This is a genomic window from Hymenobacter terrigena, from assembly GCF_054776515.1.
On record NZ_BAAHBU010000003.1, the window covers coordinates 677,504 to 701,530 of the forward strand.

The 24,027-nt window shown below is 61.1% G+C and carries 26 protein-coding genes and 1 tRNA gene; 10 read left to right on the forward strand and 17 right to left on the reverse strand.

Annotated elements, in window-relative coordinates; translation table 11 throughout:
- Window positions 1-60 precede the first annotated feature (60 nt).
- Together ACYU7Q_RS15930 and ACYU7Q_RS15935 are read right to left on the reverse strand one after the other, a co-directional pair.
- Window positions 61-1,095: a FecR family protein gene (locus tag ACYU7Q_RS15930; RefSeq protein WP_460610431.1), complete on the reverse strand. Its 1,035-nt coding sequence runs from the start codon at window positions 1,093-1,095 to the stop codon at window positions 61-63.
- Between the two features lie 141 nt (window positions 1,096-1,236).
- Complete coding sequence (locus ACYU7Q_RS15935) at window positions 1,237-1,848, reverse strand: sigma-70 family RNA polymerase sigma factor (RefSeq protein WP_460610432.1); 612 nt, start codon at window positions 1,846-1,848, stop codon at window positions 1,237-1,239.
- Window positions 1,849-2,217: 369 nt separating this feature from the next.
- Here ACYU7Q_RS15935 and ACYU7Q_RS15940 point away from each other — a divergent pair, with 369 nt between their 5' ends.
- A complete protein-coding gene (locus ACYU7Q_RS15940) occupies window positions 2,218-3,009 on the forward strand; it encodes an MBL fold metallo-hydrolase (RefSeq protein ID WP_460610433.1) in 792 nt (263 codons plus the stop codon).
- A 166-nt stretch (window positions 3,010-3,175) separates the two neighbouring features.
- On the opposite strand, the gene ACYU7Q_RS15945 is transcribed toward ACYU7Q_RS15940, so the two are convergent.
- The 8 genes from ACYU7Q_RS15945 to ACYU7Q_RS15980 all read right to left on the reverse strand — a co-directional run bounded on the left by ACYU7Q_RS15945 (window position 3,176) and on the right by ACYU7Q_RS15980 (window position 10,721).
- Window positions 3,176-5,407: a xanthine dehydrogenase family protein molybdopterin-binding subunit gene (locus ACYU7Q_RS15945; RefSeq protein ID WP_460610434.1), complete on the reverse strand. Its 2,232-nt coding sequence runs from the start codon at window positions 5,405-5,407 to the stop codon at window positions 3,176-3,178.
- A gap of 92 nt (window positions 5,408-5,499) precedes the next feature.
- The gene (locus ACYU7Q_RS15950; protein WP_460610435.1) at window positions 5,500-6,483 is read right to left on the reverse strand and encodes an FAD binding domain-containing protein; all 984 of its coding nucleotides are present in this window, start codon (window positions 6,481-6,483) and stop codon (window positions 5,500-5,502) included.
- Complete coding sequence (locus tag ACYU7Q_RS15955; protein WP_460610436.1) at window positions 6,480-7,106, reverse strand: (2Fe-2S)-binding protein; 627 nt, start codon at window positions 7,104-7,106, stop codon at window positions 6,480-6,482. The genes ACYU7Q_RS15950 and ACYU7Q_RS15955 overlap by 4 nt, the downstream gene beginning before the upstream one ends.
- Before the next feature lie 62 nt (window positions 7,107-7,168).
- The gene (locus tag ACYU7Q_RS15960) at window positions 7,169-7,741 is read right to left on the reverse strand and encodes a sugar O-acetyltransferase (protein WP_460610437.1); all 573 of its coding nucleotides are present in this window, start codon (window positions 7,739-7,741) and stop codon (window positions 7,169-7,171) included.
- 191 nt (window positions 7,742-7,932) lie between these two features.
- Window positions 7,933-8,910: a helix-turn-helix domain-containing protein gene (locus ACYU7Q_RS15965; protein ID WP_460610438.1), complete on the reverse strand. Its 978-nt coding sequence runs from the start codon at window positions 8,908-8,910 to the stop codon at window positions 7,933-7,935.
- Window positions 8,911-9,010: 100 nt separating this feature from the next.
- Window positions 9,011-9,412 (reverse strand): putative quinol monooxygenase, encoded by a 402-nt coding sequence (locus ACYU7Q_RS15970; RefSeq protein WP_460610439.1) that lies wholly within the window; start codon window positions 9,410-9,412, stop codon window positions 9,011-9,013.
- A gap of 121 nt (window positions 9,413-9,533) precedes the next feature.
- Window positions 9,534-10,271, reverse strand: coding sequence for a carboxymuconolactone decarboxylase family protein (locus ACYU7Q_RS15975; protein ID WP_460610440.1), 738 nt, complete (start codon window positions 10,269-10,271; stop codon window positions 9,534-9,536).
- A gap of 36 nt (window positions 10,272-10,307) precedes the next feature.
- Entirely contained in the window at window positions 10,308-10,721 is a 414-nt protein-coding gene (locus tag ACYU7Q_RS15980) for a cupin domain-containing protein (protein ID WP_460610441.1), read from the reverse strand.
- Between the two features lie 283 nt (window positions 10,722-11,004).
- Here ACYU7Q_RS15980 and ACYU7Q_RS15985 point away from each other — a divergent pair, with 283 nt between their 5' ends.
- Window positions 11,005-11,358 (forward strand): hypothetical protein, encoded by a 354-nt coding sequence (locus tag ACYU7Q_RS15985; RefSeq protein ID WP_460610442.1) that lies wholly within the window; start codon window positions 11,005-11,007, stop codon window positions 11,356-11,358.
- A 304-nt stretch (window positions 11,359-11,662) separates the two neighbouring features.
- On the opposite strand, the gene ACYU7Q_RS15990 is transcribed toward ACYU7Q_RS15985, so the two are convergent.
- The 3 genes from ACYU7Q_RS15990 to ACYU7Q_RS16000 all read right to left on the reverse strand — a co-directional run bounded on the left by ACYU7Q_RS15990 (window position 11,663) and on the right by ACYU7Q_RS16000 (window position 15,057).
- Window positions 11,663-13,669 carry a PAS domain-containing protein gene (locus ACYU7Q_RS15990; protein ID WP_460610443.1) on the reverse strand — a complete coding sequence of 669 codons (2,007 nt, stop codon included), beginning with the start codon at window positions 13,667-13,669 and terminating at the stop codon, window positions 11,663-11,665.
- Window positions 13,670-14,320: 651 nt separating this feature from the next.
- Complete coding sequence (locus ACYU7Q_RS15995; protein ID WP_460610444.1) at window positions 14,321-14,650, reverse strand: hypothetical protein; 330 nt, start codon at window positions 14,648-14,650, stop codon at window positions 14,321-14,323.
- A gap of 50 nt (window positions 14,651-14,700) precedes the next feature.
- Complete coding sequence (locus tag ACYU7Q_RS16000) at window positions 14,701-15,057, reverse strand: hypothetical protein (protein ID WP_460610445.1); 357 nt, start codon at window positions 15,055-15,057, stop codon at window positions 14,701-14,703.
- 117 nt (window positions 15,058-15,174) lie between these two features.
- On the opposite strand from ACYU7Q_RS16000, the gene ACYU7Q_RS16005 reads away from it, so the two are divergent.
- Complete coding sequence (locus ACYU7Q_RS16005) at window positions 15,175-15,687, forward strand: recombinase family protein (RefSeq protein ID WP_460610446.1); 513 nt, start codon at window positions 15,175-15,177, stop codon at window positions 15,685-15,687.
- 74 nt (window positions 15,688-15,761) lie between these two features.
- Here the strand turns inward: ACYU7Q_RS16005 and ACYU7Q_RS16010 are convergent.
- A tRNA-Glu gene (locus ACYU7Q_RS16010) sits at window positions 15,762-15,833 on the reverse strand.
- A gap of 317 nt (window positions 15,834-16,150) precedes the next feature.
- Here ACYU7Q_RS16010 and gap point away from each other — a divergent pair.
- The 4 genes from gap to ACYU7Q_RS16030 all read left to right on the forward strand — a co-directional run bounded on the left by gap (window position 16,151) and on the right by ACYU7Q_RS16030 (window position 19,086).
- Window positions 16,151-17,158: a type I glyceraldehyde-3-phosphate dehydrogenase gene (gene gap, locus ACYU7Q_RS16015; protein ID WP_198066611.1), complete on the forward strand. Its 1,008-nt coding sequence runs from the start codon at window positions 16,151-16,153 to the stop codon at window positions 17,156-17,158.
- Window positions 17,159-17,346: 188 nt separating this feature from the next.
- The gene (locus ACYU7Q_RS16020; RefSeq protein WP_460610447.1) at window positions 17,347-18,216 is read left to right on the forward strand and encodes a diacylglycerol/lipid kinase family protein; all 870 of its coding nucleotides are present in this window, start codon (window positions 17,347-17,349) and stop codon (window positions 18,214-18,216) included.
- A 27-nt stretch (window positions 18,217-18,243) separates the two neighbouring features.
- Window positions 18,244-18,585, forward strand: a complete 342-nt coding sequence (locus tag ACYU7Q_RS16025) for a translation initiation factor (RefSeq protein WP_460610448.1) — start codon at window positions 18,244-18,246, stop codon at window positions 18,583-18,585.
- A 57-nt stretch (window positions 18,586-18,642) separates the two neighbouring features.
- Entirely contained in the window at window positions 18,643-19,086 is a 444-nt protein-coding gene (locus tag ACYU7Q_RS16030) for a DUF1622 domain-containing protein (protein ID WP_460610449.1), read from the forward strand.
- Here the strand turns inward: ACYU7Q_RS16030 and ACYU7Q_RS16035 are convergent.
- Window positions 19,083-19,466: a hypothetical protein gene (locus ACYU7Q_RS16035; protein WP_460610450.1), complete on the reverse strand. Its 384-nt coding sequence runs from the start codon at window positions 19,464-19,466 to the stop codon at window positions 19,083-19,085. The two genes, ACYU7Q_RS16030 and ACYU7Q_RS16035, sit on opposite strands and share 4 nt — an antisense overlap.
- 175 nt (window positions 19,467-19,641) lie before the next feature.
- Here ACYU7Q_RS16035 and ACYU7Q_RS16040 point away from each other — a divergent pair, with 175 nt between their 5' ends.
- The gene (locus tag ACYU7Q_RS16040; RefSeq protein WP_460610451.1) at window positions 19,642-20,058 is read left to right on the forward strand and encodes a hypothetical protein; all 417 of its coding nucleotides are present in this window, start codon (window positions 19,642-19,644) and stop codon (window positions 20,056-20,058) included.
- A gap of 169 nt (window positions 20,059-20,227) precedes the next feature.
- On the forward strand, window positions 20,228-20,626 hold the full coding sequence (locus ACYU7Q_RS16045; RefSeq protein ID WP_460610452.1) for a hypothetical protein: 399 nt from the start codon (window positions 20,228-20,230) through the stop codon (window positions 20,624-20,626).
- Window positions 20,627-20,946: 320 nt separating this feature from the next.
- Here the strand turns inward: ACYU7Q_RS16045 and ACYU7Q_RS16050 are convergent, their stop codons facing one another.
- Together ACYU7Q_RS16050 and kdsB are read right to left on the reverse strand one after the other, a co-directional pair.
- On the reverse strand, window positions 20,947-21,498 hold the full coding sequence (locus tag ACYU7Q_RS16050; protein ID WP_460610453.1) for a GAF domain-containing protein: 552 nt from the start codon (window positions 21,496-21,498) through the stop codon (window positions 20,947-20,949).
- 609 nt (window positions 21,499-22,107) lie between these two features.
- The gene (gene kdsB, locus ACYU7Q_RS16055) at window positions 22,108-22,860 is read right to left on the reverse strand and encodes a 3-deoxy-manno-octulosonate cytidylyltransferase (protein WP_460610454.1); all 753 of its coding nucleotides are present in this window, start codon (window positions 22,858-22,860) and stop codon (window positions 22,108-22,110) included.
- A 189-nt stretch (window positions 22,861-23,049) separates the two neighbouring features.
- On the opposite strand from kdsB, the gene ACYU7Q_RS16060 reads away from it, so the two are divergent.
- Complete coding sequence (locus tag ACYU7Q_RS16060; RefSeq protein WP_460610455.1) at window positions 23,050-23,991, forward strand: LysM peptidoglycan-binding domain-containing protein; 942 nt, start codon at window positions 23,050-23,052, stop codon at window positions 23,989-23,991.
- The last annotated feature ends 36 nt before the right edge of the window (window positions 23,992-24,027 follow it).

The following is a 24,027-nucleotide window of genomic DNA, read 5'->3' on the forward strand; positions in this document are numbered from 1 at the left end:
CCTGGAATCGATTGCGGAAGGTGAAATCATAGGCAGCTGATTTGGAGAACGATAAATTGGCTACTCGGCCTGGCAGGCCGGGCTGTGGAAGCGGAGGTGGTCGCCGGCCTTTTCGTAGGTCGCGCCCAGTGTTTCGCAGATGATGTCGAGCTTCGCAAACAAGGGTTCGTTGCCCAGGCTCAGATTCAAAGTGCAGTTGCGCACCGCCGCCGCATCGTACTCAATGCGCACGCCATACGCTTTTTCCAGGGCCGCCAGCACCTCGGCTACCGGCCGGTCCTTGAACACGAACGACTGCGGGGCCAGCAGCGCCGGCTGCGCCACCAGCTCGCGGCGCAATTGCTGCCCGCCCGCCGCGTACACAGCCTGCTGGTTGGGCAGTACCACCACGCTGGCTGCAGCCGCGCCGGCCGGGGCGCGGCGCTGGCTCACGCGCACAGCTCCGGTGCGCACCTGCACCTGCACATCGGCCGGCCCGGCATACGCCTGCACCTGGAAGCTGGTGCCCAGCACAGTGGTCACTACCTTATCGGTAAACACCGAAAACGGGTGCTGCTTGTCATGAAAAACATCGAAAAAAGCCGCGCCTGTGAGGTAGGCCTCGCGGCGGCTGCCGTGCAGCCCGCGCCGGTAGCGGAGCGTACTGGCTGGGGCTAGCGTCACGGCGCTGCCGTCGGGCAGGGCCACGTGGGTTTCGTAAGCCGAAGTATTCGCGTAAACCTGCCACATGGCTTGTTCAGAAGGAGCTGACGGGGCCATGGCGGTCCACTTTAAGGGGGCGTGCGCTACCTGCAAGCCTATTAAGCTTGCGCCCAGCACCACTGCGGCCGCCGCCGCCCAGCGCACACTGGTGGGCCACGATTTCCACCCGTTCGGCCGCGCCGCCTGCGGGCCCGCGCTCGGGGCCGTTTGCCGACTGATGCGCTGCCACACCGTGGCCATCAATGCCTCTTTTTCGGTGGGGGAGAGGTTGAATTGCTGCTCGGCCCCAAGGTGGCGGTACCACGCCTCAATGCGCTGCACTTCCGCCGGGGTGCAGTTGCCCTCCTGGTAGCGTTGCAGTAGCTGGCGAAATTCGGATTTGTCGGTGGCCATGCCTCGAAAGTGGTGCTTGAATTAGTAGTCAACGAACCAGCCCGCATCCCTAACCCCACCAGCAAAAAATCCTCCGTACGGGTAGCCGTTCGCCTTAGTGCTTTGCGCTACTCAATGTACACTAAATTGACAAACAATTGCTTACTTAAGCATCAGCAATGCCAGCAGCACCAAAAAATCTTTCAGCGAAACGCGCAGCTGCTTCAGGGCGCGGGTGAGGTGGTACTCTACGGCTTTGGGAGAGAGCTTGAGCCGGCCGGCAATTTCCGGTACCGTCTGGTGCTCCAGGCGGCTAAGCTGAAAAATCTCGCGGGTGTGGGCCGGTAGGCGCGTCAGGCCCCGGCGCAGGGCTCCGGCCAGGTCGGCAGCGGCCAGCTCCTGCTCAGTGTGGTGGTCGGCGTGTGCCGCCTGGGTGCGGCAGTAGAGCAGGTAGTCGGCGTGGGTGAGCCTGGTTTTGATGAGGTTGATGACGCGGTATTTTACGGCCGTGCCCAGGTATTCGGGCAGCTTCTGAATCTCGATTCCATCGCGCTTGTGCCAAAGGGAGGCAAATAAATCCTGCACAATTTCCTCGGCGGCCTCGCGCGAACCCACTTTGCGGTACGCATGCTCAATGAGACCAAAGCCGTAGCGGTGGTATATCTCGGCAAAAGCCGGCTCGCTCCCGTCGCGCAAGGCCTGCACCAGGGCCGCATCGTCCCAGCTGGCGCAGGATTTTGGCTTTGAAGACGCTTGATTAGCAGTGGATTGCATCGTTAGGAGATAAACGTAACAGCGCTGCCAAAGGCCCGCGCTGCCTTGACAGCAACCTCTGATACGAGCAAAGCGCCCCCAACGATAAACGTGGCGCCTGATAAAGCCAGCCCGGACGGAATATTAGTGATTTGTCTGCCAATTGAGGCAACGTCTGCCGCCGGGTTTGGTAGCTGAGAGCTGTGCAAGCCTGCTGTGCCCGCCAAGTTATTTTCCAGTCACTGACTTGCCCCAACCGACCAACGTAGCCCGAACATGTGCGGGACGACCAGGTTATGGCTTCGGTTTTTGGTAGCGGCTATTGTCACTGCGCCTCCTTTTGCTGAAACCATCCGTTAACAACGCTCTCACCTAACCGGCAGAAAAACGATGAAATTCACCCTTCTCCTTACGGCTGCGCTGGCAGCTTTTGCGGTGCAGGCCCCGGCCCAAACAGCCCCTGCTGCAGCCAACGCAATGCGCGCGGCCCCCGACCAGATTGCGACCACCAAAGGCCCCCTCACGGTGCAGCCCATCACGCACGGCAGCGTGGTATTTACCTGGAATGGCAAGACAATTTACGTGGACCCCTACGGCGGGGCCGCGGCCTACACCGGGCTGGCCGCTCCCAACGTCATCCTGATTACCGATATTCACGGCGACCACCTGGACCCGCAAACGCTGGCGGGCCTTTCCGTGGGCAAGGCCCTAATGGTGGTGCCCCCGGCAGTGGCCGAGAAGCTGCCCGCACAGTACAAGGCGCAGGTTCGCATCCTGCGCAACGGCCAGCGGCTCGACACGCTGGGCCTGAGCGTGTCGGCCATTCCGATGTACAACCTGCCCGAAGCGCCCGATGCGCCGCACCCCAAAGGCCGGGGCAATGGCTACGTGCTGAACCTGGGCGGCAAAAACGTGTACCTGTCCGGCGACACCGAAGACACGCCCGAAATGCGCGCCCTCAAAAACATCGACGTGGCCTTCGTGTGCATGAACCTGCCCTACACCATGGACGTGAACCAAGCCGCGCAGGGCGTCCTGGCCTTCAAGCCGCGCATCGTATACCCCTACCACTACCGGGGCCAGAACGGCCTGAGCGACGTGGCCAGCTTCAAGAAGCAGGTGAACGCGGCCAACTCGAAAATTGACGTGCGATTGCGCAACTGGTACCCGGCCGCCAAGTAAGGCGGTTCGGCCCTGTTGAATGGCCGGTGGCGTACCGGGCTGCGGAGCCTGATATCGGCCAAAGTGCCACCAACCGAAACGAGCGGACCGTCTGGCCCGCTCGTTTCGTGTTTACGCTGCCCCGCAAAACGGGACCGGCTCTTGGCTACAATGCGCCCATTGGACCCTATATCAGCTTATCGGGCGTAATGGGCAACTCGCGCACCCGCTTGCCGGTGGCATTGAACACGGCATTGGCAATGGCCGGGGCCACGCCAATGGTGGCAATTTCGCCAATGCCTTTCGTGCCCAGCGCATTCACATGCGGGTCGGGCTGGTTCACGAAGGCCACCTGGATATCCGGCGCGTCGGCGTGCACGGGCACATGGTAATCGGCGAAGTCCTTGGTGACGTAGCGGCCGTACCGGTCGTCGATGACAGCGTGCTCCATCAGGGCCATGCCAATGCCGCCCACGGCACCGCCCTTCATCTGGTTGCCAGCCGTTTTTTCATTGATGATGGTGCCCGCATCGGCGCAGGAAACCAGCTTGCTCACCCGCACCTCGCCTGTAAGCACGTGCACCCGCACCTCGGCAAAATGCACTGAGAAAGAGTACATGGAGTACTTGTGGCCCGCGTCGTCGGGCTTGGCTTCCACTGCCACGGCTGTGCCGCCGGCCTGCTTCAACAGGTCGGCGTAGGGCACGCGGGCGGCGTTGCCGGCCAGCGCGAGGTAACCGTCCGTCAGGCTCACATCTTCTTTTTGGGCCGAGGCGAAGGCTGCGTTGCTGGTGCCGGCCAGCTGGCGCAGCTTGTCTTTCAGGGCCAGGCAGGCCTGCTGGGTGGCCGGACCCACGCTGTTCACAGTAGAGGAACCGCCCTGCGTGCCCGCCTTGGGAAAGGAGGAATTGCCCAGCTCAAACCGGATTTTATCGGGTGAGAGGCCCAGGGTGTCGGCCGCAATCTGCGTCATCACCGTGCCGGTGCCGGGGCCGATATCGGTGGTGGCGCATTGCAGCAGCACGGTGCCATTGGGCAGCAGCTGCGCGCCCACAGTGGCCGCGCCCCGGTGCGCCCCAAAGGTGCCCACGCCCATGCCATAGCCCACCAGCCAGTCGCCGTCGCGCACGGAGCCGGGCTGTAGCTGGCGTTTGTTCCAGCCAATGCGGTCAGCACCCAATTTATAGCACTCCTTCAGAAACTTGGTGCTCCAGGGCTTGCCGTTTTCGGGGTCGGTGTTGGTGTAGTTGCGCAGCCGGAACTCCAGCGGGTCGAGCTTCAGCTGGTGCGCCATCTCGTCCATAGCCGACTCCAGGGCAAAAGCGCCGGTGGCCTCGCCCGGTCCGCGCATCCAGATGGGCGAGTTAATGTCGAGCGAAGCCAGGCGGTAACGGGTGGTCAGGTTGGGCGACTGGTACATCATGCGCGTCTGGGCCAGCGTCGACTCCGTAAACTCCTCAAAGGAAGAGGTTTGCCCGATGCTCTCGTGCGTGATGGCCGTGATTTTACCATCGGCCGTGGCGCTCATCCCGATTTTCTGCCAGGTGTAGGGCCGGTAGCCCACCATCGTAAACATCTGCTCGCGGGTCAGCATCAGCTTCACCGGGCGGTTCACCACCTTGGCGGCAATGATGGCGGCTGACTCGTGCGGCCAGCTGTGCAAGGCGTTGCCAAACGCGCCGCCCACGAAGGTGGCAATGACTTTCACATTCTGCTCGGGCAGGCCCCATTCCCTGGCAAAATCGCGCCGGGTGGCCATGGTGCCCTGGGTCTTGTCGTAAATCGTGAGGCGGTCGGGCGCTTCCCAGTGCGCCGTGATGGCTTGCAGCTCCATCGGGTGGTGCACCTCCGTCGGAATCACGTATTCCTGCTCCAGCTTGATGGCCCCGGTTTTATACGCATCGGCTTGCCCACGCTGGTAGTCGTTCATCGGGTGCTTCGGGTTCTTCTTGGCCTGGGTCGGCAAAAAGGCCTGTGCGGCACCGGCTTCCATGTTGGTTTGGTGCTTTTCCGCCGCGTACAGGCCCTTTACCAGCCGCGCGGCAAAGCGGGCGCGCTCCAACGTATCGGCCACCACAATGGCAATGGGCTGGTCGTTGAAGCGGATTTTATCATCGTTAAAAATCTTGATGGGCCCGCCCACCGTGGGCGGCTGCGAGGGGTCCTTGCCCGCCGTATCGAAGCCCGGCACCTTGGGCGAGTTGAAATGGGTGATGACGGCCAGCACGCCGGGCGCGCCAGCGGCGGCCTTGGTATCGATGCCCGTAATGCGGCCCTTGGCGATGGTGCTGCCCACCAGCACGGCGTAGGTGATGCCCGGCAGCTCGTACTCGGCCGAGTAGGTGGCCGCACCGGTCACTTTCAGGCGGCCGTCTACCCGGTTCATCGGCGCTCCGATTTGCTTTTCTGGCGTTTTCATAACGAATGGAATGTAGCGTGGACTCTGCGAGTCCGCGCGTGGCGGGTGTCGTTCGGGCAAGCGCGGACTCGCAGAGTCCACGCTACAGTTCTTTAAGCCGCGGCAGCAGTTTTCAGGGCTTGCACAATGGCGTTGGGCCCGAGCCTCAACTTATAAGCATTGTGCTTGAATGCCTTGGCGCCCTGCATGGCCACGGCGGCCGCTTGCCGGAACGTTTCTTCCGTGGCCGGCTTGCCCACCAGCGCCTGCTCGGCAGCGGTGAGGCGCCAGGGCTTGTGGGCCACGCCGCCCATCGCCAGCCGCGCCGCTTTGATGGTGTTGCTGCCGTCGAGGTCCAGCGCCGCCGCTACGGAGATTAGCGCGAAGGCGTAGCTGGCCCGCTCGCGCACTTTCTGGTAATGCACATGCTTGGTGAAGGGGCCGTCAGGCACTTCCACGGCAGTTATCAGCTCGCCGGGTTCCAGGTTGGTGTCCTTTTCGGGGGTGTCGCCGGGCAGGCGGTGGAAGTCGGCGAAGGGGATGCTGCGGTTGCCTTTGGGGCCGCTCACCTGCACCACGGCATCCAGCGCCACCAGCGCCACGCTCATATCGGAGGGGTGCACGGCAATGCACTTCTCCGAAAAGCCGAAGATGGCGTGCATGCGGTTCACGCCTTCCAATGCGCCGCAGCCGGAGCCGGGCTCGCGCTTGTTGCAGGGCATGGTGGTGTCGTAGAAATAGGTGCAGCGGGTGCGCTGGAGCATGTTGCCGCCCACGGTAGCCATGTTGCGCAGCTGCGGGCTGGCGCCGGCGTTCAGGGCCAGGGCCAGCAGCGGCTGCTTCTCGCGCACTTGCCGGTCCTCGGCCACGGCCGAGTTCAGGGCCAGCGCGCCGATGCGCAGGGCGTTGGCTGAGTGCTCAATCTTGTTCAGCGGCAGGCGGTTGATGTCGACCAGCTTTTGGGGCGTCATCACGCCGCGCTTCATCAAATCGACCAAGTTGGTGCCGCCGGCGATGAACTTGGCGTTCGGGTCCTTCGCCACCGCCTCAATGGCGGCCTGCTGCTTGGTGGGGCGCACGTACTGGAACTGGTTCATACCTTCTGTCCTCCCTTTTTCACTTCCTGAATGGCCGCCACAATGTTCGAATAAGCGCCGCAGCGGCAGATGTTGCCGCTCATAAACTCCCGGATTTCACCTTCCGAGCCGGCGTGGCCCTCGCGCACGCAGGCCACGGCGCTCATAATCTGGCCCGGCGTGCAATAGCCGCACTGGAAACCGTCGTGCTTCACAAACGCCTCCTGCATGGGGTGCAGCTTGTCGCCATCGGCCAGGCCTTCAATGGTGGTGATTTCCTTGCCGTCGTGCATCACCGCGAAGCTCAGGCAGGAGTTCACGCGCTGGCCATCGACGTGCACCGTGCAGGCGCCGCACTGGCCGTAGTCGCAGCCCTTCTTGGTGCCGGTGAGGTGGAGGTTTTCGCGCAATAAATCCAGCAGCGTGGTGCGGGGCTCGACGGAAAGCTTAAGCTTTTTGCCGTTGACTTTCAGGCTCAACGGCACTTGCTCAATGGATTCCGCCACCCGCTCGTCCAGCTTGGCTTCGGCGGCCGAAACGACCGGGCCCGGCACCAGGGCCAGCGCCGTGAGCAGCGACGACTGTTTGAGAAAGGTGCGCCGCGAGTCGTCGAGGGGACTTCCGGGTTCGGGTTCAGCATTCATAGCAGTAGAAATAAGTGGGGCGCGCAGCTGCGGCAATAGCCCGCGCGTGCTCGGTTGACAAGTTAAATCTTCTTCACCACTCGGGCCGGCACGCCCGCCACAATCGTGTTGGCCGGCACGTCTTTGGTAACCACCGCGCCGGCCGCTACAATGGCGTTTTCGCCAATGGTCACGCCCGGCATTATCGTAGCATTGGCCCCAATCCAGGCCATTTTTTTGATGAGAATGGGCTTGGAATAGGTGCTCTTGCGTTGGGAGGGCTCCAGCGGATGATTCGTCGTGATGAGGTTCACCTTCGGGCCAACGGCCACGCCGTCTTCCAGCGTGATGCCACCGCGGTCCATAAATGTGCAGGCATGGTTCACGAATACATTTTTGCCTATCTGAATGTTGTGGCCGAAGTCCGAATAAAAGGGCGGAATCAGAAAAAAAGTGTCATCGACCCGGTGGTTGATAAGCTCGCTGAACACCCGGCGCACTTCGTCCTCGTCATCTACAAGCATGGTGTTGAGCTGCGAGGTGATGCGGATGGCCTTGCGAATGACGGCGTAAATCTGGTGGTAGTCCGGGTCATCCAGGCTAATGATTTCGCCGGCCAGGTCTCGTTCAAAAATCGTTTTGGGCTGTGGCTCCATGTGTGCGGGTGGTTGAGGGGAGTCTTGAAAAGGCAATTGGTAAATTTTCCGCTGCTGACTGAAATGGCTGTTCCTGGCCCTGCCACCATTGGCCGGATTCAGGCAGTAACCCGCAACAGGAGGGAGGCGCGCAAAAGTATCGGCCCGCTACCAGCGCTGGTGAGCAGGTTTCAAACAGCTTTCAATACAAGTCAAACCGGGTGGCGGAAGGCCAGCGGCGTGTGGCCCGTGTGCTGCTTGAAAAAGCGGGTGAAGTACGTGGCGTATTCGGAACCGAGGCGTTCGGCAATGTCGGCCACGCTCCAGTCGGTGTGGTGCAGCAGCGTTTTGGCTTCGTTCACCACGCGCTCGGCAATGTGTGTGGTCGTGGACTTGCCCGTCACTTCCTTCACGGCCCGGTTCAGGCTATTGACGTGCACGGCCAGCCGGTCGGCGTAGTCCTGCGCGTTTTTCAGGATGGGTCCGTCGGTTTGGGCCGTCACCGGGAATTGTACGTCCAGCAGCGTCAGGAACAGGTTGGTGATGCGCTCGGCTGCGTTGGTGGCCACGGCCGGGTAGCCGCTGGCCGGCGTCATCTGGGCCGCTTCGTGGATAATCATCGAGAGCTGATTGCGCAGCAGGTCGTACTTGTGCGGGTAGTCGGTGGCTTGGTCCCGACGCATGCGCTCAAACACGTCCGTCAGGTAGCGCAACTGCTCGTCGGTGAGAAAGTACACGGGGTTGCCGTCGACTTTGTAGAGCACCGATTCTTTCAGGCTCACGCCGCGCATGGCCGATTGCAGGAAGGGTTCGGTGAAGCCGCAGATGTAGCCCTGCTGCTCTCCGCCGCCTTCCACGGGTTCCCAAGAATAGGGCACCAGCCGGTTGGTAAACACCAGCGCGGGCCGGTCCACGGCGTAACTGCGGGTGGCGTAGTGCAGCTCGTTGGCGCCTTCCACCACCAGCACCACCTTGAAATGGTCGCGCCGGCTGAAGGCCCCCATCACCCGGCGCGATTCCTCCATGGTCACCACATCGATTTCCCCCACCAACGGCGGATTTCCCGTGCGGGTAGTGGACGGAGCAAGGAGGTGCGGTTGCGGCATCGGATTAGACAGCTCCTGCGTGAGGCGGCGCTGCCTATATAAACTCCGAATGGACGCAAGTGGTTGAGTATTCGGGGCGGACATGGGCGCAAATGGGTTCAGATAAGATATAGGATGCGGCGGTTTCGGTAGTGGGGCACTACAGCACCAGCTCCAGCTTCACGGCCACCGGGCCGCGACCGGCTTATTTGATTTTCAATTCCGGAATCAGCGGGTCGGTATCGAGCAGTTCCAGTGCCTGAACCATCGCCGCGGTGGCCTGCTTGTACTTCAAAAAATGCGGAGTTTTCACATGCGCCTGGTACGCGGCCTCGGTGGCGTACATCTCAAGAATGGTCAGATGATTCGGCCGCTGCTTTTCAAACACCGCGTACAAGGTCAACACACCCGGTTCTTTCTGCATAGAAGCCTCAATTTCCTCTTTCAGCAAGGCCTTGTAGCGGCCCAGTTGCGTGGAGCTGACCACAATACGGGAAAGCCGGACCTTCTGCGGCGCGATGGCCGCCGGTTTTGCATTCCAGCTGGCCACGGCCAGCGCCGCACCAACCAGCAGCACGGCCTTTAAGAGGGGGTGGGAGGCATTCATATGCTTAGGAATTTATAGATGAAGACGTTTCTACGTACGCAGCATTCCGTTTGAACCGCAATAAACCGTGAACGATGCCGCCCAGGCCGGTCACAGGGGCCATAAAGCCTGCCGCCCGGAATTATTTCTTTCGGGATTCCAGTGCCTTCGCTAGTACCGCGCGGGCCGCCTCGGCTTCCTTTATGCCAATGGTGGCTTCTTCCAGCGCAATTACCTGCCGTAGCTGCGCCTCGCTAAGGCCCGTGTTCATGCCCATGCCCAGGTGCGCCTGTAGCATCGGCTCGACCCCGCCCAAGCTCACGAGCGCCGACACGGTGGCCAGCTCCCGCTCCTGAAACGTGAGCACGTCCCGCTCAAAAATGTCGGCAAACAGGTGCTCTTTCAGAAATACATCGATTTCGGGACTGAAGGCATTGGCCCCGGTTCGGGGACCCGTTTCGGGCTTGCCGGTGAGGATTTCCAGGTTCTGCTTGCCGCGTTCGTACTTCGGCGCAGTGCTGCGAATGGGCGTGGCGGCTTTGCCCGCCACATCCTGTTTGCCTTCGGCCTTGCGCTCGTCGAGCACCTTCATCAGCGTATTGATGCCTTGCAAGCTGCGCGGAAAGCCGCAGTATGCGTACAGTTGCACCAGCACTTCCTTCACCTCGTTCACGGTCAGCCCGGCCTCGAGGCCCTGGCCTAGCGCATCGTGCAGGTGGGGCAAGTCGCCCTTGGCCGTGAGCGCCGAAATGGTGACAATGGCTTGTTGACGGCTCGTGAGCGGCCCGGGTTGGGGAGCCTGGTTTTGGGCGTGCATAGTAGTTGAAACAAATAGAAGCAGGCCGGTGAAAGCCGCGGTGAGAAACGGGGTTTTATTCATTGGAAGGCCCCGAATAAGTGCAGATGGCAGGCCCCGTTAGTCATGCGCCGCCTGGTATTCCTCGTCCGTGACGGGCACGCCCCAATCGGCAATGCCCCGGCTGGCGTTGGGGGTAATGGAATAGTGGGCAAAGACGCTAGTGGCCGTGGCCCCGTGCCAGTGCACCACGCCGGGCGCGATGCTCACCGCATCGCCGGCGCGCAGCCGCCGGGCGGGCTGCCCTTTCTCCTGGTAAAAACCCGCTCCGTTCGTCACCAGCAGGACTTGGCCGGCGGGGTGCGAGTGCCAGTTATTGCGGGCGCCGGGCTCGAAAAGTACGTCGCCTACTACGCAGTCCGTGGGGTCGTTCGTCGGTACAAGAATCGTGGCGAAGGCCACCCCGGTAAATTGTTCAGCGGAGGCCCGCTTGGCTTCGGCCAGAACGGCCTGATTAGCTGTTTGCTCGCTCATGGATATTGACGCTTGGTAAGTGGCCGTAATGCGCGTTGCAGTACGCCATACAAAGTTCCCTCATCCTTTTTTCGGCTGAAACCAGAAATCAAACAGCTTTCTATACAATTCAAACAGCACGCACCAACGGCTCCGGCACCTGGCTCACATGACATGCCCAGGAATTAATTTGCTCCCACCGCGTCGTCTTTCCCGTCGTACGCTGGCTGTAAACCAAAACGAGCGGACCAATTGGCTCGCTCGTTTCCATTGCACTATACCTCTGGACCAATCGGGCTTTGCCGTGGCCGGCATCGTGCACGAGGACGAGTACGTGGTGCCGAAGTGGATGCGCCAGGACCCGCAGGTGGCGGCCGTCGAGCAGTGGCTGGAGGCCAAGCGCCTGCGCGGCTACGCCGAGGGCGGGGCCACCGGTGGGGCCACGCTGCCGGCGGCCAGTGCCGCGCCGGCCACCGATGGCGAGCTTACCTACGCCGTGCTCGTGCAGCTGCTGGAGCAGTCGAAGGTGCAGACCGCACAGCTGGCGGATGTGAAGGAGTGGAAGGACAAGCTCACGGTGCTGCTGCACCTGGGCGAGTTGGACGAGGGCCTGGCCGAGCGCAAGCAGGTGCAGCTGGAGAACGGCATCCGGGGATAAATCCGGTGTTCAAATTACTCCCTGAAAAAAAGGCCCCAAAAACACTGTTTTTGGGGCCTTCTGATGGGTGCCGAAAAGTGTTCAAAAAAGAAATCTAATTTGAACGCAGTGGATATCGTTAATTTTAATCACAGTTTGGCTGAATGCAGATTCAAGGTGTGGGAGGCCCCTCCAGGCGTTCCTCGACCTGTTCCAGCGTCAACTCGCTGCACACAAAGCGGTCCAGCCGGTGAACGGGGTGCCTGGAACGGCCAGCCGGCTCACGATGCCCTCGCTTTTCCCGCTTTTAGCAGCGTGCTGGTCGTTACCTGAACAATGAGTCTCTTTTATCCAGTAGCGGATGAACGTCGAAATGAAATTCGGTGGATTTCCTTTTTTGTTCATAAGCCGTATTCAACTCGCCAATAAATCGGTCCATCTCCAAGGAAATGGTATGATAATAGTGTGAGAATTGCTTGATTTCTTCCCCGCTAAGTTCGCGCTTCGTAATCAGGGCGGATAGGCCCAGCAGGTTGGAAACAGGCCGCCGAAGGACGTGCCCAACGTCAAAAATCATCTGCTCAATCGCGGTCAGGTAATCCACCAGCGGGGTGATGTCGCTGGTCGCCCCGTACCAAATGGTGTTGCCGGCCTTATTTATTTCGGGCACGGCCTGCATCCACCGCCACCGGATTGCCTGGTCGACCACAATCCGGTATTGAAAACTGATGGGGGCCCCGGACCGGCCAGCGGCTTTCATGACCTCGTTGAACCGGTCCTTATCTTCTTCGTGCAATACCTCCCTCAACAGTTCCGGGTGTGCCTGTAAGGTGTCGAGGTCGTAGGCATGATTGAATATGTCGGTCCCGCGGTTGATGAACAGCAGGGCCGTTCGGCCGTCCTCCTCAATTTCAAACATGTACGAATTCCCGGGCGACCGGCTGGTGATTTTTCGTAGCAAGTGCTCGCTTTCTTTTAGCTTATCAGCGGCCTGCTTGCGCGCGGTGATGTCGTAACTGATGGAAAGCGTTTGGTACACGCGCCCGTTTTCATCCACGAAAGGCACAATCACGGCATCTACCCAATACATTTGGCCATCTTTGGCCGTGCTGCACAGTTCCCCCCGATACGGGTTTCCTTGCTGCCGGGCCTGCGTGAAGGCCTCCTGATGGGCGGGGTCTTGTAGCCCGGCCCATAGCAGGTTCTGGTCCGTTCCCAGCAATTCCGTCGCCGTATACTGGTTTCGCGCGCAAAGGTTCTCGTTCACAAACGTTAAGCAGCCCTTCGCGTCTGCAATACTCACCATGGAGCCGGCGTCCAGGGCATGCCGGTAATCGGTGAGTTCCGTCCGGCGTTCCCGCCACTCCAAATTGGTTTTAATCATTTCGGCCAGCGCCCCCAGCAGGCTGCGTTCTTGCAGTAAAAAGGAAACATCGCCGGCCGCCCCGGTTGGTTCCGGATAAGCGACCTCCAGGGTCAGCGAGGTGCCCCGTTTCGTTTTGGTGGCGGCCCGCAGGCAGTTTTGGGAGGGCATGTAGTTGCGGGTGGCGTACGCCAGCTCGCCCAACGAAATGTGAACGGCCGTTATTTCCGGGTATTGCCAACCGCCCGGTAGCACCTCCGCGATGGTCCGAATCAGGTCTTGGATGGCCAGTTCTTCGTCCTGCAAAATGCGGCTGACCGCGTACAAGGTGTTCAATTCTTTCACGCGCTCTTGCAAATCGAGCAGCGTTTGGGCAACAACCCGTTCAGCAGCCTCCCGTTGTTTGATTTGGCGTTGCAGCGCGCGTAAAGCGGTTCGCAGGTGATTGGTCGCGTAGTATTGCAACGCGAGGAGGGTCCCAAACGCAATGAAGCTGACAAGCCACCGGCTGAAGGGGGTATGAGGCACCACGGGTTTCGGCAAATAGCCGTGCATCTCCAGGTAAACGAATACGTAATCCGCGCCAAGGGTGAACGCGCCAACGGCCATGCCGCCCCGCCCGCCCAGTAAAAAACCGGCCGTCAGGATGACACTCATTTGGTGTAAAATACCGGGCGCAAAGATGCCGCCGGCGGTATAGCAGGGGACGGTCATTAGTAACCACAGCAGCGCCACCAACGCCACACTTGCCACGCGGGGGGGGCCCGCGTGATTGACGGAAAGACAAATAAGGGCGATGGCGAGCGACCCCCCAATCATCGCGGTCCACCGCCCCCATAAATGCGGGAAGTACCCGTACCCTATGGCCACAATCACGCAGACCGCCACGGTCCACAACACGGTCAGCACGTAAACCATGTAGCGCTGGGCGTGCGCTTCCTTATCGGGTATCGAAAATAGGTTGGTCATAAAAGCACGATAATTTGCTTTCCTTATAGGGAAAGGGGTTACACAATCAAATGGCTGCGGGAGCGACACGAAATCCGCCGTGCGTGGTCTCTTCAACGTTCTTGCCGGGAAATCTTCCGGTTGGCTCAATCAGGTAAGAACGCCCGGCAAACGGCTAATCAGCCGGTTGTGGGCAGCTGGGGGCACGGGTCGGCATCCACGGGCAGGGTCGCCCCTCATCGAGGCCGCGCCCTCCATTCAACGGCGGCTGCTTGAAATTCTCGGTTTGCAAAACTACTCCAGCGCCTTGGCAAAAGATGGCCAATAGGCCGCTGCGGCACCTAGTGAGTTTAAGAAACTCGTCTACGATTCAACGTTTACGAAACGCGCCAAGTAGATGGATTTCGTAAACTCGGAGGCCTCCAACAAACGGTGCAAAAAAACGGCCCGGAAAACCTGCGTTTCCGGGCCGTTTGGGCATCTACTAAAACCCTCCAGAATACGGACGTTTTTTGGAGGGGATGGAGTTTACGAAACTCATCTACTTGGCGCGTTTCGTAAACGTTGAATCGTAGACGGGTTTCTTAAACTCACTAGGTGCCGCAGCGGCCTTCTAGCCATCTTTTTCCGAGCTGATGGAGTAGTTTAGTAAACCGAGGGTTCTGGCACACACTAGTCATAAAACTCCATCATGTTCAGGCCGTTCCGAGCCAGTAGGAACATCAGTACCAGTACCGCAATACCCGCAACCGCTTCCCCTGCTCTTCGGCGCACAACGGCCGCGTAAAGGGTCGTACCGAGCAGCAGGAACGCCGGAAAAATACTGTAGACGGTCATCGAAAAGAACAGGTCAAACAAGGCAGGTTCACGGGCTTCCGAATGGCCCCCAGTGGTAAACAGGGCATATCCCCACCAAGAAAGCAAGGAGACGGCCAGCACCACTACGGCCAAGGCGCGGTGAAGAGAACGAGTTAGAAAGGCCTCTTGCATGGGTAATGCCATCAGGCATTTGGTTTAGGGAAAGGGTCGGAAAGAGAGAAGAGTCAATTATTTCAGCTGCCGTTGCCAGGGCCAAATGCTTCGTAGAAGGTTTCGCCAATGGGTCCCACGTGCACGTTTGTAATCTCGGGTGCCGCCGTCAGCCAGTCGCTAATCTCTTTCCGGGTTTGTGCACTGGGCGTTGGCCGGTGCGGCACCAGACCCAAAAAGTACCACGCCTTCCCTTCGGCGGTCCCCCCGGTGATGCCCAGTCCGTGCGTCGCCACCATCTCGACAAAGCGATGCACCAAGGGAATGACCCGATGCGGGTCAAGCAGCGGCACGAACTCAAACCGCACCGCTAGCCCAACCGCGTTGCGTAAAGCGCGGGTGGAATGGTCAACTTGGTGAAAGCGAATGCGCTTCTTCATGGGTACAAGAAAAGGGTGGGATAAATCTACGATACTGCACGAGTAATTTCGGGGATGAGAGTAGCCATCTACGCCCGGGTATCGACGAAAGACAAAGGCCAGGACCCGGAGAACTAGGTGCACCAGCTGCGCGAGTTTGCCGAGCAGCACGGCACCATCTATAAGGTGTTCACCGAGGAGGTGTCGGGCGGCAAGTCCGACCGCGCCCAGTTTAAGCAGCTACTTCTCGAAGCCTACCAGAAGAAGTTCGACCTGGTCGTGTTCTGGCGGCTGGACCGCTTCAGCCGGGAAGGGGCCCTGCCCACGCTCAAGTACCTGAAGGAACTGCGCGACCATGGCGTCAACTACAAATCCTTCACTGAGCCCTACCTCGACAGCCTCGGGCCGTTCGGCGACGTGATTGTCTCGATGCTGGCCACCATTGCGGCCCAGGACCTGATTAAGATTTCGGAGAACACCAAGGCCTCACTGGCCAAGAAGAAGGCCGCCGGCATCAAACTAGGGGCGCCCACGAAAAGCCCGGTGATGGTAGAGCAGGCGCGGGCGCTAAAAGGGGAGGGGAAGTCAAACGGATTTATCGCCCGTACCCTAGGAATCTCACCGAGCACGGTGGCCAAATACGTGGCCTAGCGAACAAAACTGACACGGAAACTGACACGGAATAAATAAAAAAGGCCCTCACATCGCTGTGAGGGCCTTATTCGTAGTCCGTAGGGGAATCGAACCCCTGTTGGTAGAATGAAAATCTACTGTCCTAACCCCTAGACGAACGGACCGTTGTTCGTTTTGATGATGCAAAGGTACGGCGCGCTTCGTTTCGTGCAAGTTCTGGTAGAAAAAAAAGTGCTATTCAGCACAAAGTATACTGTTTTTCAGGCTGAAAATTTTTCATGGCGTCCTATTGGCCGTTTGCCGCAATGGTGGAAACCGGGGAACTGCCCGCTGAACTGCACCGTAGTTCGTAGGGGAATCGAACTCATAATTAAGGCTGCCGTGAGAATGTGGGCTAACCCGCGCCCGCCTGCTATCTTCGCCCCGTGTTTCAACCGGCCGCCAGCGTGGCGGCTGGCCACTAATCCCCACCTGTTTTACAATGGCAAAAATTAAAGTCGCCATCAACGGCTTCGGCCGCATCGGCCGCCTCACCTTCAAGTCGCTGCTCGGCCGCGACAACGTGGAAATCGTTGCTATCAACGACCTGACCGACAACAAAACGCTGGCCCACCTGCTGAAGTACGACTCCGTACACGGCCGCTTCGATGGCACCGTGAGCTACGACGAGGAGAGCCTGACGGTAAATGGCGTGAAAATCGCCGCTCTCGCCGAGCGCGACCCCAAGCTGCTGCCCTGGGGCAAAATGGGCGTTGACGTGGTGCTGGAAAGCACCGGCCGCTTCGTGGACGAGGCTGGCGCAGGCCAGCACATCACCGCTGGCGCCAAGAAAGTAGTGATTTCGGCACCCGCCACCGGCAACATCCCCACCGTAGTACTGGGCGTGAACGAGGACATCCTCACCGGCTCGGAGACCATCATCTCGAACGCCAGCTGCACCACCAACTGCCTGGCTCCCATGGCCAAAGTGCTCGACGACGCCTTCGGCATCGAGAAGGGCTACATCACCACGGTGCACGCCTATACTTCGGACCAAAACCTGCAGGATGCGCCCCACAAGGACCTGCGCCGCGCCCGCGCCGCTGCCTACAGCATCATCCCCACCAGCACCGGTGCGGCTAAGGCCGTGGGCCTGGTGCTGCCCACGCTGAAGGGCAAGCTCGACGGCTTGGCCATGCGCGTGCCCGTGCCGGATGGCTCGATGACCGACCTGACCGTCATCCTGAAAAAAGAAGCCACCAAGGAGCAAATCAACGCCGCCCTGAAAGCTGCTGCTGAGGGCCCCCTGAAAGGCATCATCGAATACGTGACCGACCCGATTGTGAGCATCGACATCGTGGGCAACCCCCACAGCTGCATTTTCGATTCGGAGCTGACGTCCGCCAACGGCACGCTGGCCAAGGTAATTGGCTGGTACGACAACGAAACCGGCTATTCGACCCGCACGGCTGATTTGATTCAGAAGCTCGGCGAGAAGATGAACGGCTAATTGCCGCTCCCGCGAATAAACGCCGTCCGCTTTGCCATTTGTGGCTGGGCGGGCGGCGTTTTTATTTGTACGTATAGCGTAATGGATATTCAGGTGGGGAAAAATCAGCTGATTTTAATCTTATTGCGCACCACTGAATAAGCACTGATTCCTTCAATATTCCGCCAAGCCTGTGCTGGGCGTCTCCCATGCCCAAAACCTGTTTCATTTTGAACCCTAAGGCCGGCCCCAGCCAGCGCCACGACATGCCGGCCCTGATTGCGCGGTATTTCGGCGCGCAGGAAGTGGACTACGAAATTCGTCCCACCGAGTACGCCGGCCACGCTGTGGAGCTGGCCCAAAAGGCGGCTGCTGAGGGCTTTGCGGTAGTAGCGGCCGTGGGCGGCGACGGTACCGTGAACGAAGTGGGCCGGGGCCTATTGGGCACTGAAACCGCCCTAGGCATCATCCCGCAGGGCTCGGGCAACGGCCTGGCCCGCCACCTGAAAGTGCCGCTGGGCCTGCCCGCCGCCCTGCGCCGGCTAGCCGCGCCCGATTTCAGCCGCATGGACGTGGGCGTGATAAACGGCCACCCGTTTTTCTGCACAGCCGGGCTGGGGTTTGATGCGCACGTGAGCCAGCACTTCGCTCAGGCCGGCTCGCGGGGCCTGAGTACTTACCTGCAGGTGACGTTGCGCGAGTACCGTCGCTACCGTTCAGTAGCGGTGCAGGCCAACCTCGACGGCCAGGAAATCAACACAGATTGCTACGTGCTGGCCTTCGCCAATGCCTCGCAATACGGCAACAACGCCTACATAGCGCCCCTGGCCGACCTGCGCGACGGCCTGCTCGACGTGTGCCTGATTGATGCCCTGCCCGTGGGGCGCGCCTTCCGCGTGAGCCTGGCCATGGCCCTGGGCACGCTGCCGCAGAGCAAAGCGGCCGAATATTTCCGGGTGCCGCGTGCCCGGGTGGCGGCCGCCGCGCCCATTGGCTTCCACGTCGATGGTGACTACCTGGGCCATGCCACCGAATTCGACGTGGAACTGCTGCCACTGGCGCTGGCGGTGGCTGTTTAATTCCTAATAACCAATGCTATATATCTAATGAAAGACAAATTCAACCGCACAGGCGTGGTCTATTCCACCAATCCCGATTTCGCCTATCAGAGCAACGAGCCGGCGGCCGCTGCTACGCTGCCACCCCAACAACAGCAGCTGCGCGTGCAGCTCGATAAAAAGCAGCGCGGCGGCAAGCAGGTCACGCTCGTGACTGGTTTTGTGGGCACCGATGGGGACTTGCAGGCCCTCGGCAAGCTCCTCAAAACCAAGTGCGGCGTGGGCGGCAGCGCCAAGGACGGCGAAATCGTCGTGCAGGGCGACTTCCGCGATAAAGTGCTGGAAGTGCTGCTGAAGGAAGGCTACAAGGCCAAGAAAGCCGGCGGTTAATTCCGGCTGCGGGCTGGCATTGCCCGTATCACGCTCGTTGTTTCCTTTTCCGCGCCCATGCTGTTGCTACTTACCTCTTTTTTATCCATTCTACCCGAAGCGGCCCGCGACATGACTTCCCTGCACGGCCGCGCCGAGAGCACGGTTATCGACGCGGTGCTGTGGCTGAAGCTGGGGGTGGAAATGGTGGGCGCGGTTATCATCGCGCTAGGGATTCTCAGCGCGGGCTGGCTATTGCTGAAAGCATTGAGCCGAGGCCAGACGGCCGATTTCACCGCCATTCGGCTGACGCTGGCCCGCTACCTGGCCCTGGCTTTGGAGTTTCAGCTCGGGGCTGATATTCTGTCTACGGCCATTTCGCCTACCTGGGAGCAGCTGGGCAAGCTTGGGGCCATTGCCATCATCCGCACAGCGCTCAACTATTTTCTGTCCCGCGAAATGCGCGACGAGCGCCACCAGGCCAGCGCCGAAAAGCCTGTGGTGGAGCGCGCAGATAACTAGGGAGTGTTACCCGTGATTTCCTTGGGGCATGGCGCAGGTGTTGACGGCCGCGCAATGGGCGCGGGTAGCGCCCTGGTTGGCGGGGCGGCCGTTACTTGGCGGCCAATGGCGTCGAACACGGTGACCACCGTGCCGGGCTGGACGCCGGTGAGGGCGGTGGCCCGGGTGGTGGGGTTCGGGAACAGGGCCAGCCCGGCGTGGCCGCTCACGGCCACCGTGCGCACCGGCGAGTAGCTGAAGGTGCCATTGAGGTTCACCTGCTTCAGGCGGTAGTACACCGGGCTGGCGGCGTAGTGTGCAATGGCTGGGTCCACGAACTGGTACGCATGGGGCAGGGCCGCGGCCTGACGGATATGGTCCTGAAAATAGTGGACCAGCACCGGGAGCACGCCATAGCCCGCGCCTGTGGGGCGCTACAGGATGATTTTCCCGCTACTACCCAACGTGCTGGACAATGGCCTGCGACCGTTGAGGCCTTGTCGTAGTTCTTTGTCCATTACTAACACAACCCCTTCCAGCAAGTATACCTTTGCCTTCGCATTATCCCAACTGTCCATGCTTGCCCCCGTTTCCCGCCTGTACTTCAACAACCCCGTGGGCCGGGTCCTGGAACACCCCGACGGCTACGCCCACGTCATCTACGAGCCCGGCCCCCGCAAGCTGCACCACCTGCAGGCCTTCCTCACCCACACCGGCCAGCTGCTGCGCCTGCGCGGCTGGAACAAGCTCCTCGGTGACCAGCGCCTGCTGGCCCCTTTTACCCCGGAGGAAAGTCAGTGGATTGTCGATTTCTGGCTTTCCGCCGAGCAGCGGGGCACCGACACCATCTACGGTGCCGTGCTGCTGCCCCACGACGTCTTTGCCCGCCTCTCCGTCAGCCAGGTCATGACCGAAGCCAAGGCCGCTGCCCTCACCTACCGCATGTTCGACTCCGAAGAAGCGGCCCAGGCCTGGCTGCAGCTGCTGCCCTAAAGACCCGGACGTTGCCACTTCACCGGGCAATGCCCCGGCCACCGGCACGGGCCTCCCGGGCAGTTGGCCTGCAAGCTTCCCTGCCGGCTATAAGGGAGCAAACCACCACCCAAGCTCCTTTCAACCCCAACCTGCCTAGCCAGTACACACGCACAAGCTCCACTACGCCATGGCCAACCGAATACTTTACGACGTTCCCACCCTCACCATCTCATACGACTACCTCAACGACTGGCTGTACCTCGACTGGCACGGCAACCTCGACGATGATTCCGTGATGGCGGGTGCCCTCAAGCTGCTCGAGCTGTTGCCCCAGGAACGCTGCGCCAAGGTGCTCAACGACAACACCCGCATCACCGGGCTGTGGGCCGACGCGGCCAAATGGGGCAGCGACGTGTTTTTTCCGCAGCTTCACGCCGCGGGCTGCCGCTACTTTTCGTGGGTCTACTCGCCCGAACGCTACAGCCAGCTTTCGGCCGAGCTGGCCGTACAGCGCACCTCTGCCGGCATTATCATCATGACGTTCCACAACCTGGAAAACGCCGCCGAGTGGCTCCGCAGCATGTAAAGGGCCTGTTTCCTGTTGTTATTTTTTCGCCATGACTCCTCCGCTTTCCGCCCCCAGCACGTTCTATTCCCTGTAGCAGCTGCCCGAGCATTATTTGCTCATGGCGCCCGACTACACCGTTCTGGACGCCAGCGACCGATATTTGGCGGCCACCATGAAGCAGCGCGAAAGCATCGTTGGCCGCAACATGTTCGACGTGTTTCCCCGCGACGAGCAGAACGACTGGCGAGCCTTCACCTACTCGCTCGAGCACGTGGTGCGCACGGGCACGCCCCATCCCATGCCCCGCATCCGCTACGACATGCAGCAGCCCGCTGAGCCTAGGCTTTGCGGGCCAGCTGCTCTTTCAACTCGGCCACCTGCCGGGCGTTTTCCTGCGCCGCCAGCCGGGCGGCCAGCCGCAGCTCCATCTCGTCCATGGCAATGGCCGCCAGGTCCTGCAGAATCAGCTTTTGGGCTTCGGTCAGGTAGCGCTGCTTCTGGTCGAGCAGGCAGAAGGTGCCCAGCTTGTGGCCGTCGTGGGTTTGCAGCGGGGCCGCGGCATAAAACCGCAAGCCAAACTCTCCGGCCACCAGCGGGTTGGCCAGTGTGCGGGGGTCCTGGCGGGCATCCTCCACGATGTACACCTCCTCGGAAAGAATGGCCGAATCGCACAGCCCCCCGCCGCGGCCTATCTGTTCAACGTCCAGGCCGTGGCGCGACTTAAACCAGATACGGTCCTCATCCACCAGGCTAATGAGGACAATGGGCATGTTGAACACCTTGGCTGCCAGCGCCGCCAGGCGGTTCATGCTGCCGTCTTCTGGCGTGTCCAGTATATCGTAGCGCTTCAGCGCCTGCAGGCGGGTGGCTTCCTGTGGGGTGTTGTTCATAGCAAAGAGGGCAGGTAATATAACACTTGCGGGATGCCCAAAGGTACTTCCCCACTACTTGTGTCCAGGGTTTCGAGGCAGAAGCTGCGGGTGCAAGCGCGTCGTGCCCCAAGGCAGCAGCTTCGGCCCTACGCCCGGGCACCGGCGCCCATTCGGCCGGCCACGCGGGCCCGCACCACGGCCCCGAACGGTGACAGACTTGGCGCGGACGAAGAAGGAACACAGCAGCAGGGCGAGGAACAGAAAGGATTTCATGCGGACGTCTGGGGTTGGCGGGGGCAGCAAGCACCCCTTCCGGGAAGTTCCTCGCGTGAGAGGAGATGCCGCGACCTGCCGCTTTGCACGAGGCCGGCTGATAATTATGGCCGAGCTCTGGGGACAGGGCCTCTTCCCACCGGTTGGGGGCCGTAGGGCTCCGCTTGCGTGCTGGCGGGCCCGCCACCGAGCGCCGTTGCGCGCCCGCCAGAGCACGGCCTCCACAACCCGGCGCTTGTCGCGCCCCGCCCGCCACTGTTGCCCGGCCGCCCCGCCAACCAGGGCGCTACCCGCGCCCATTGCGCGGCCGTCAACACCTGCGCCATGCCCCAAGGAAATCACGGGTAACACTCCCTAATTGCTTAGCAGGCGCGCACGGGCCCGCTCCACGTCTTCCGCCGTATCGATGCCAAATGCATCCAGCTCCGTTTCGGCGCAGCGAATCTGATAACCCGCTTCCAGCCAGCGCAGCTGCTCCAGGCTTTCGGCGGCTTCGAGGGGCGACACGGCGAGGCGCGTGAGCTGCGCCAGCACCTGCGGCTGGTAGGCGTACAGGCCCAGATGGCGCAGGTAGCGGTGGTGGGCCAGCCACTCGGCGGGCTCGCGGCCGCGCTGGTAGGGCAGGGGGTGGCGGCTGAAATACAAGGCTTGGCTCTGCTGGTTGAGCACCACTTTGGGCAGGTGCGGGCTGAATAATTCTTCCGCCGTCAGCACCGGCTTTACCAGCGTGGCGATGGCAGGAGCGGAGGCGGCATCGGCGAATAAATCGGCCAGGGCGTTGATTTGGGCGGGGTGGATGAACGGCTCATCGCCCTGGATATTGACGATGCAATGCACATCGGAAGGGCTGCCGAGTTGCTGGAAGGCCTCCCACAGGCGGTCGGTGCCGCTGGGGTGGTCGGGGCGGGTGAGCACGGCCTCGCCCCCAAAATCCTGGACGTGGCGCAGGATGCGCTCATCATCCGTCGCCACCACCACGCGGGCCAGGTTGGCTTGCCGGGCCTGCATCACCACCCGCTGAATCATGCTCTGGCCGCCCAAATCGACGAGCGGCTTGCCAGGCAGGCGGGTGGAGGCGAAGCGGGCGGGAATAAGGCCGAGAACCATAGCAGCGGTGCGGGAAGTGAATAACCGATGGCGGAAAAGCCCATCATCAGGCCCCAAATAACGGAACTGGGCGGGGTTGAAACCGGCCGGGCTCAATTTCCCGCCGGTTATTGCGTTATTTTGCCTCCGCGGGCTGTTTGGCCGGTGCTCCCGGGCGGGGGCTAAGTGAATTTTGGAAGGTTGATTTATATGACTGTAATTCTTTCGTTGCTGACGCTGCTGGCCCTGGGCGGCCCCGGCCCGGGCAAACCCGGCCACGCCAAAAGTGCCCCCGCCGACTCCATTGGCCAGGAAATGCGCGGCGGCCAGCGCTTCGTGAAGCACCGCGTGACGGCCGGCGAAACCCTCACCGCCCTCACCCGCCGCTACCACGTCACCCTGGCCGAGCTCAACGCAGCCAACCCCCAGATTAAAAATGGCCTCGGCGTGGGCCAGATTGTGTACGTGCCCCGCCCCGCTGCTGGCCGCGCCACGGCTGCTGCTGCGCCCGATAAAACGCCTGCAGCCGCCGCGTCCGTAACCGTGCCCGCCCGCTACACCGTGGCCAAAGGCGAAACCCTGTTCGGCATCGCCCGCAAGTTTCAACTCACGCCCGATGAGTTGATTCGGCTCAACAAGCTGCCGGCCGGTGGTACGGTGCGCGTGGGCCAGCAATTGATACTGGCTGGCCCGGTCGAAGCTCCGGCTGCCACGGCCACCACGCCCAAAGCCGCGCCCGTGCGCCCCGTCGAAGTAGAAGCCGTGCCCGTGACGCCCGCCAAAGCCCCGGCCCCCGATAAGCCCGCCCAGGTAGCCACCGTGACGCCCGAGCGCGAAGACGAAAAGGAAGACCGCACCCCCAGCCGCGCCAGCGAAGTGCTGGCCCGCGTGGTGGAGTCCGGCCTCGGCGCGCCCATCGAAAAAAGCATTACCGACAAGTACCTCGCCCTGCACAAAACGGCCCCCGTGGGCACCATTATGCAGGTGAAAAACAGCGGCAACGGCCTGTCGGTCTACGTGCGCGTCATCGGCAAGCTGCCCGATACGGGCGAGAACAACAACATCCTGGTGCGCCTCTCGCCCCGCGCCGTGCAGAAGCTCGGCACCACCGACTCCCGCTTTCGGGTGGAGACGAACTACATCCCGCAGTAACTAACTGTGGCGTGGACTCTGCAAGTCCGCGCAGGA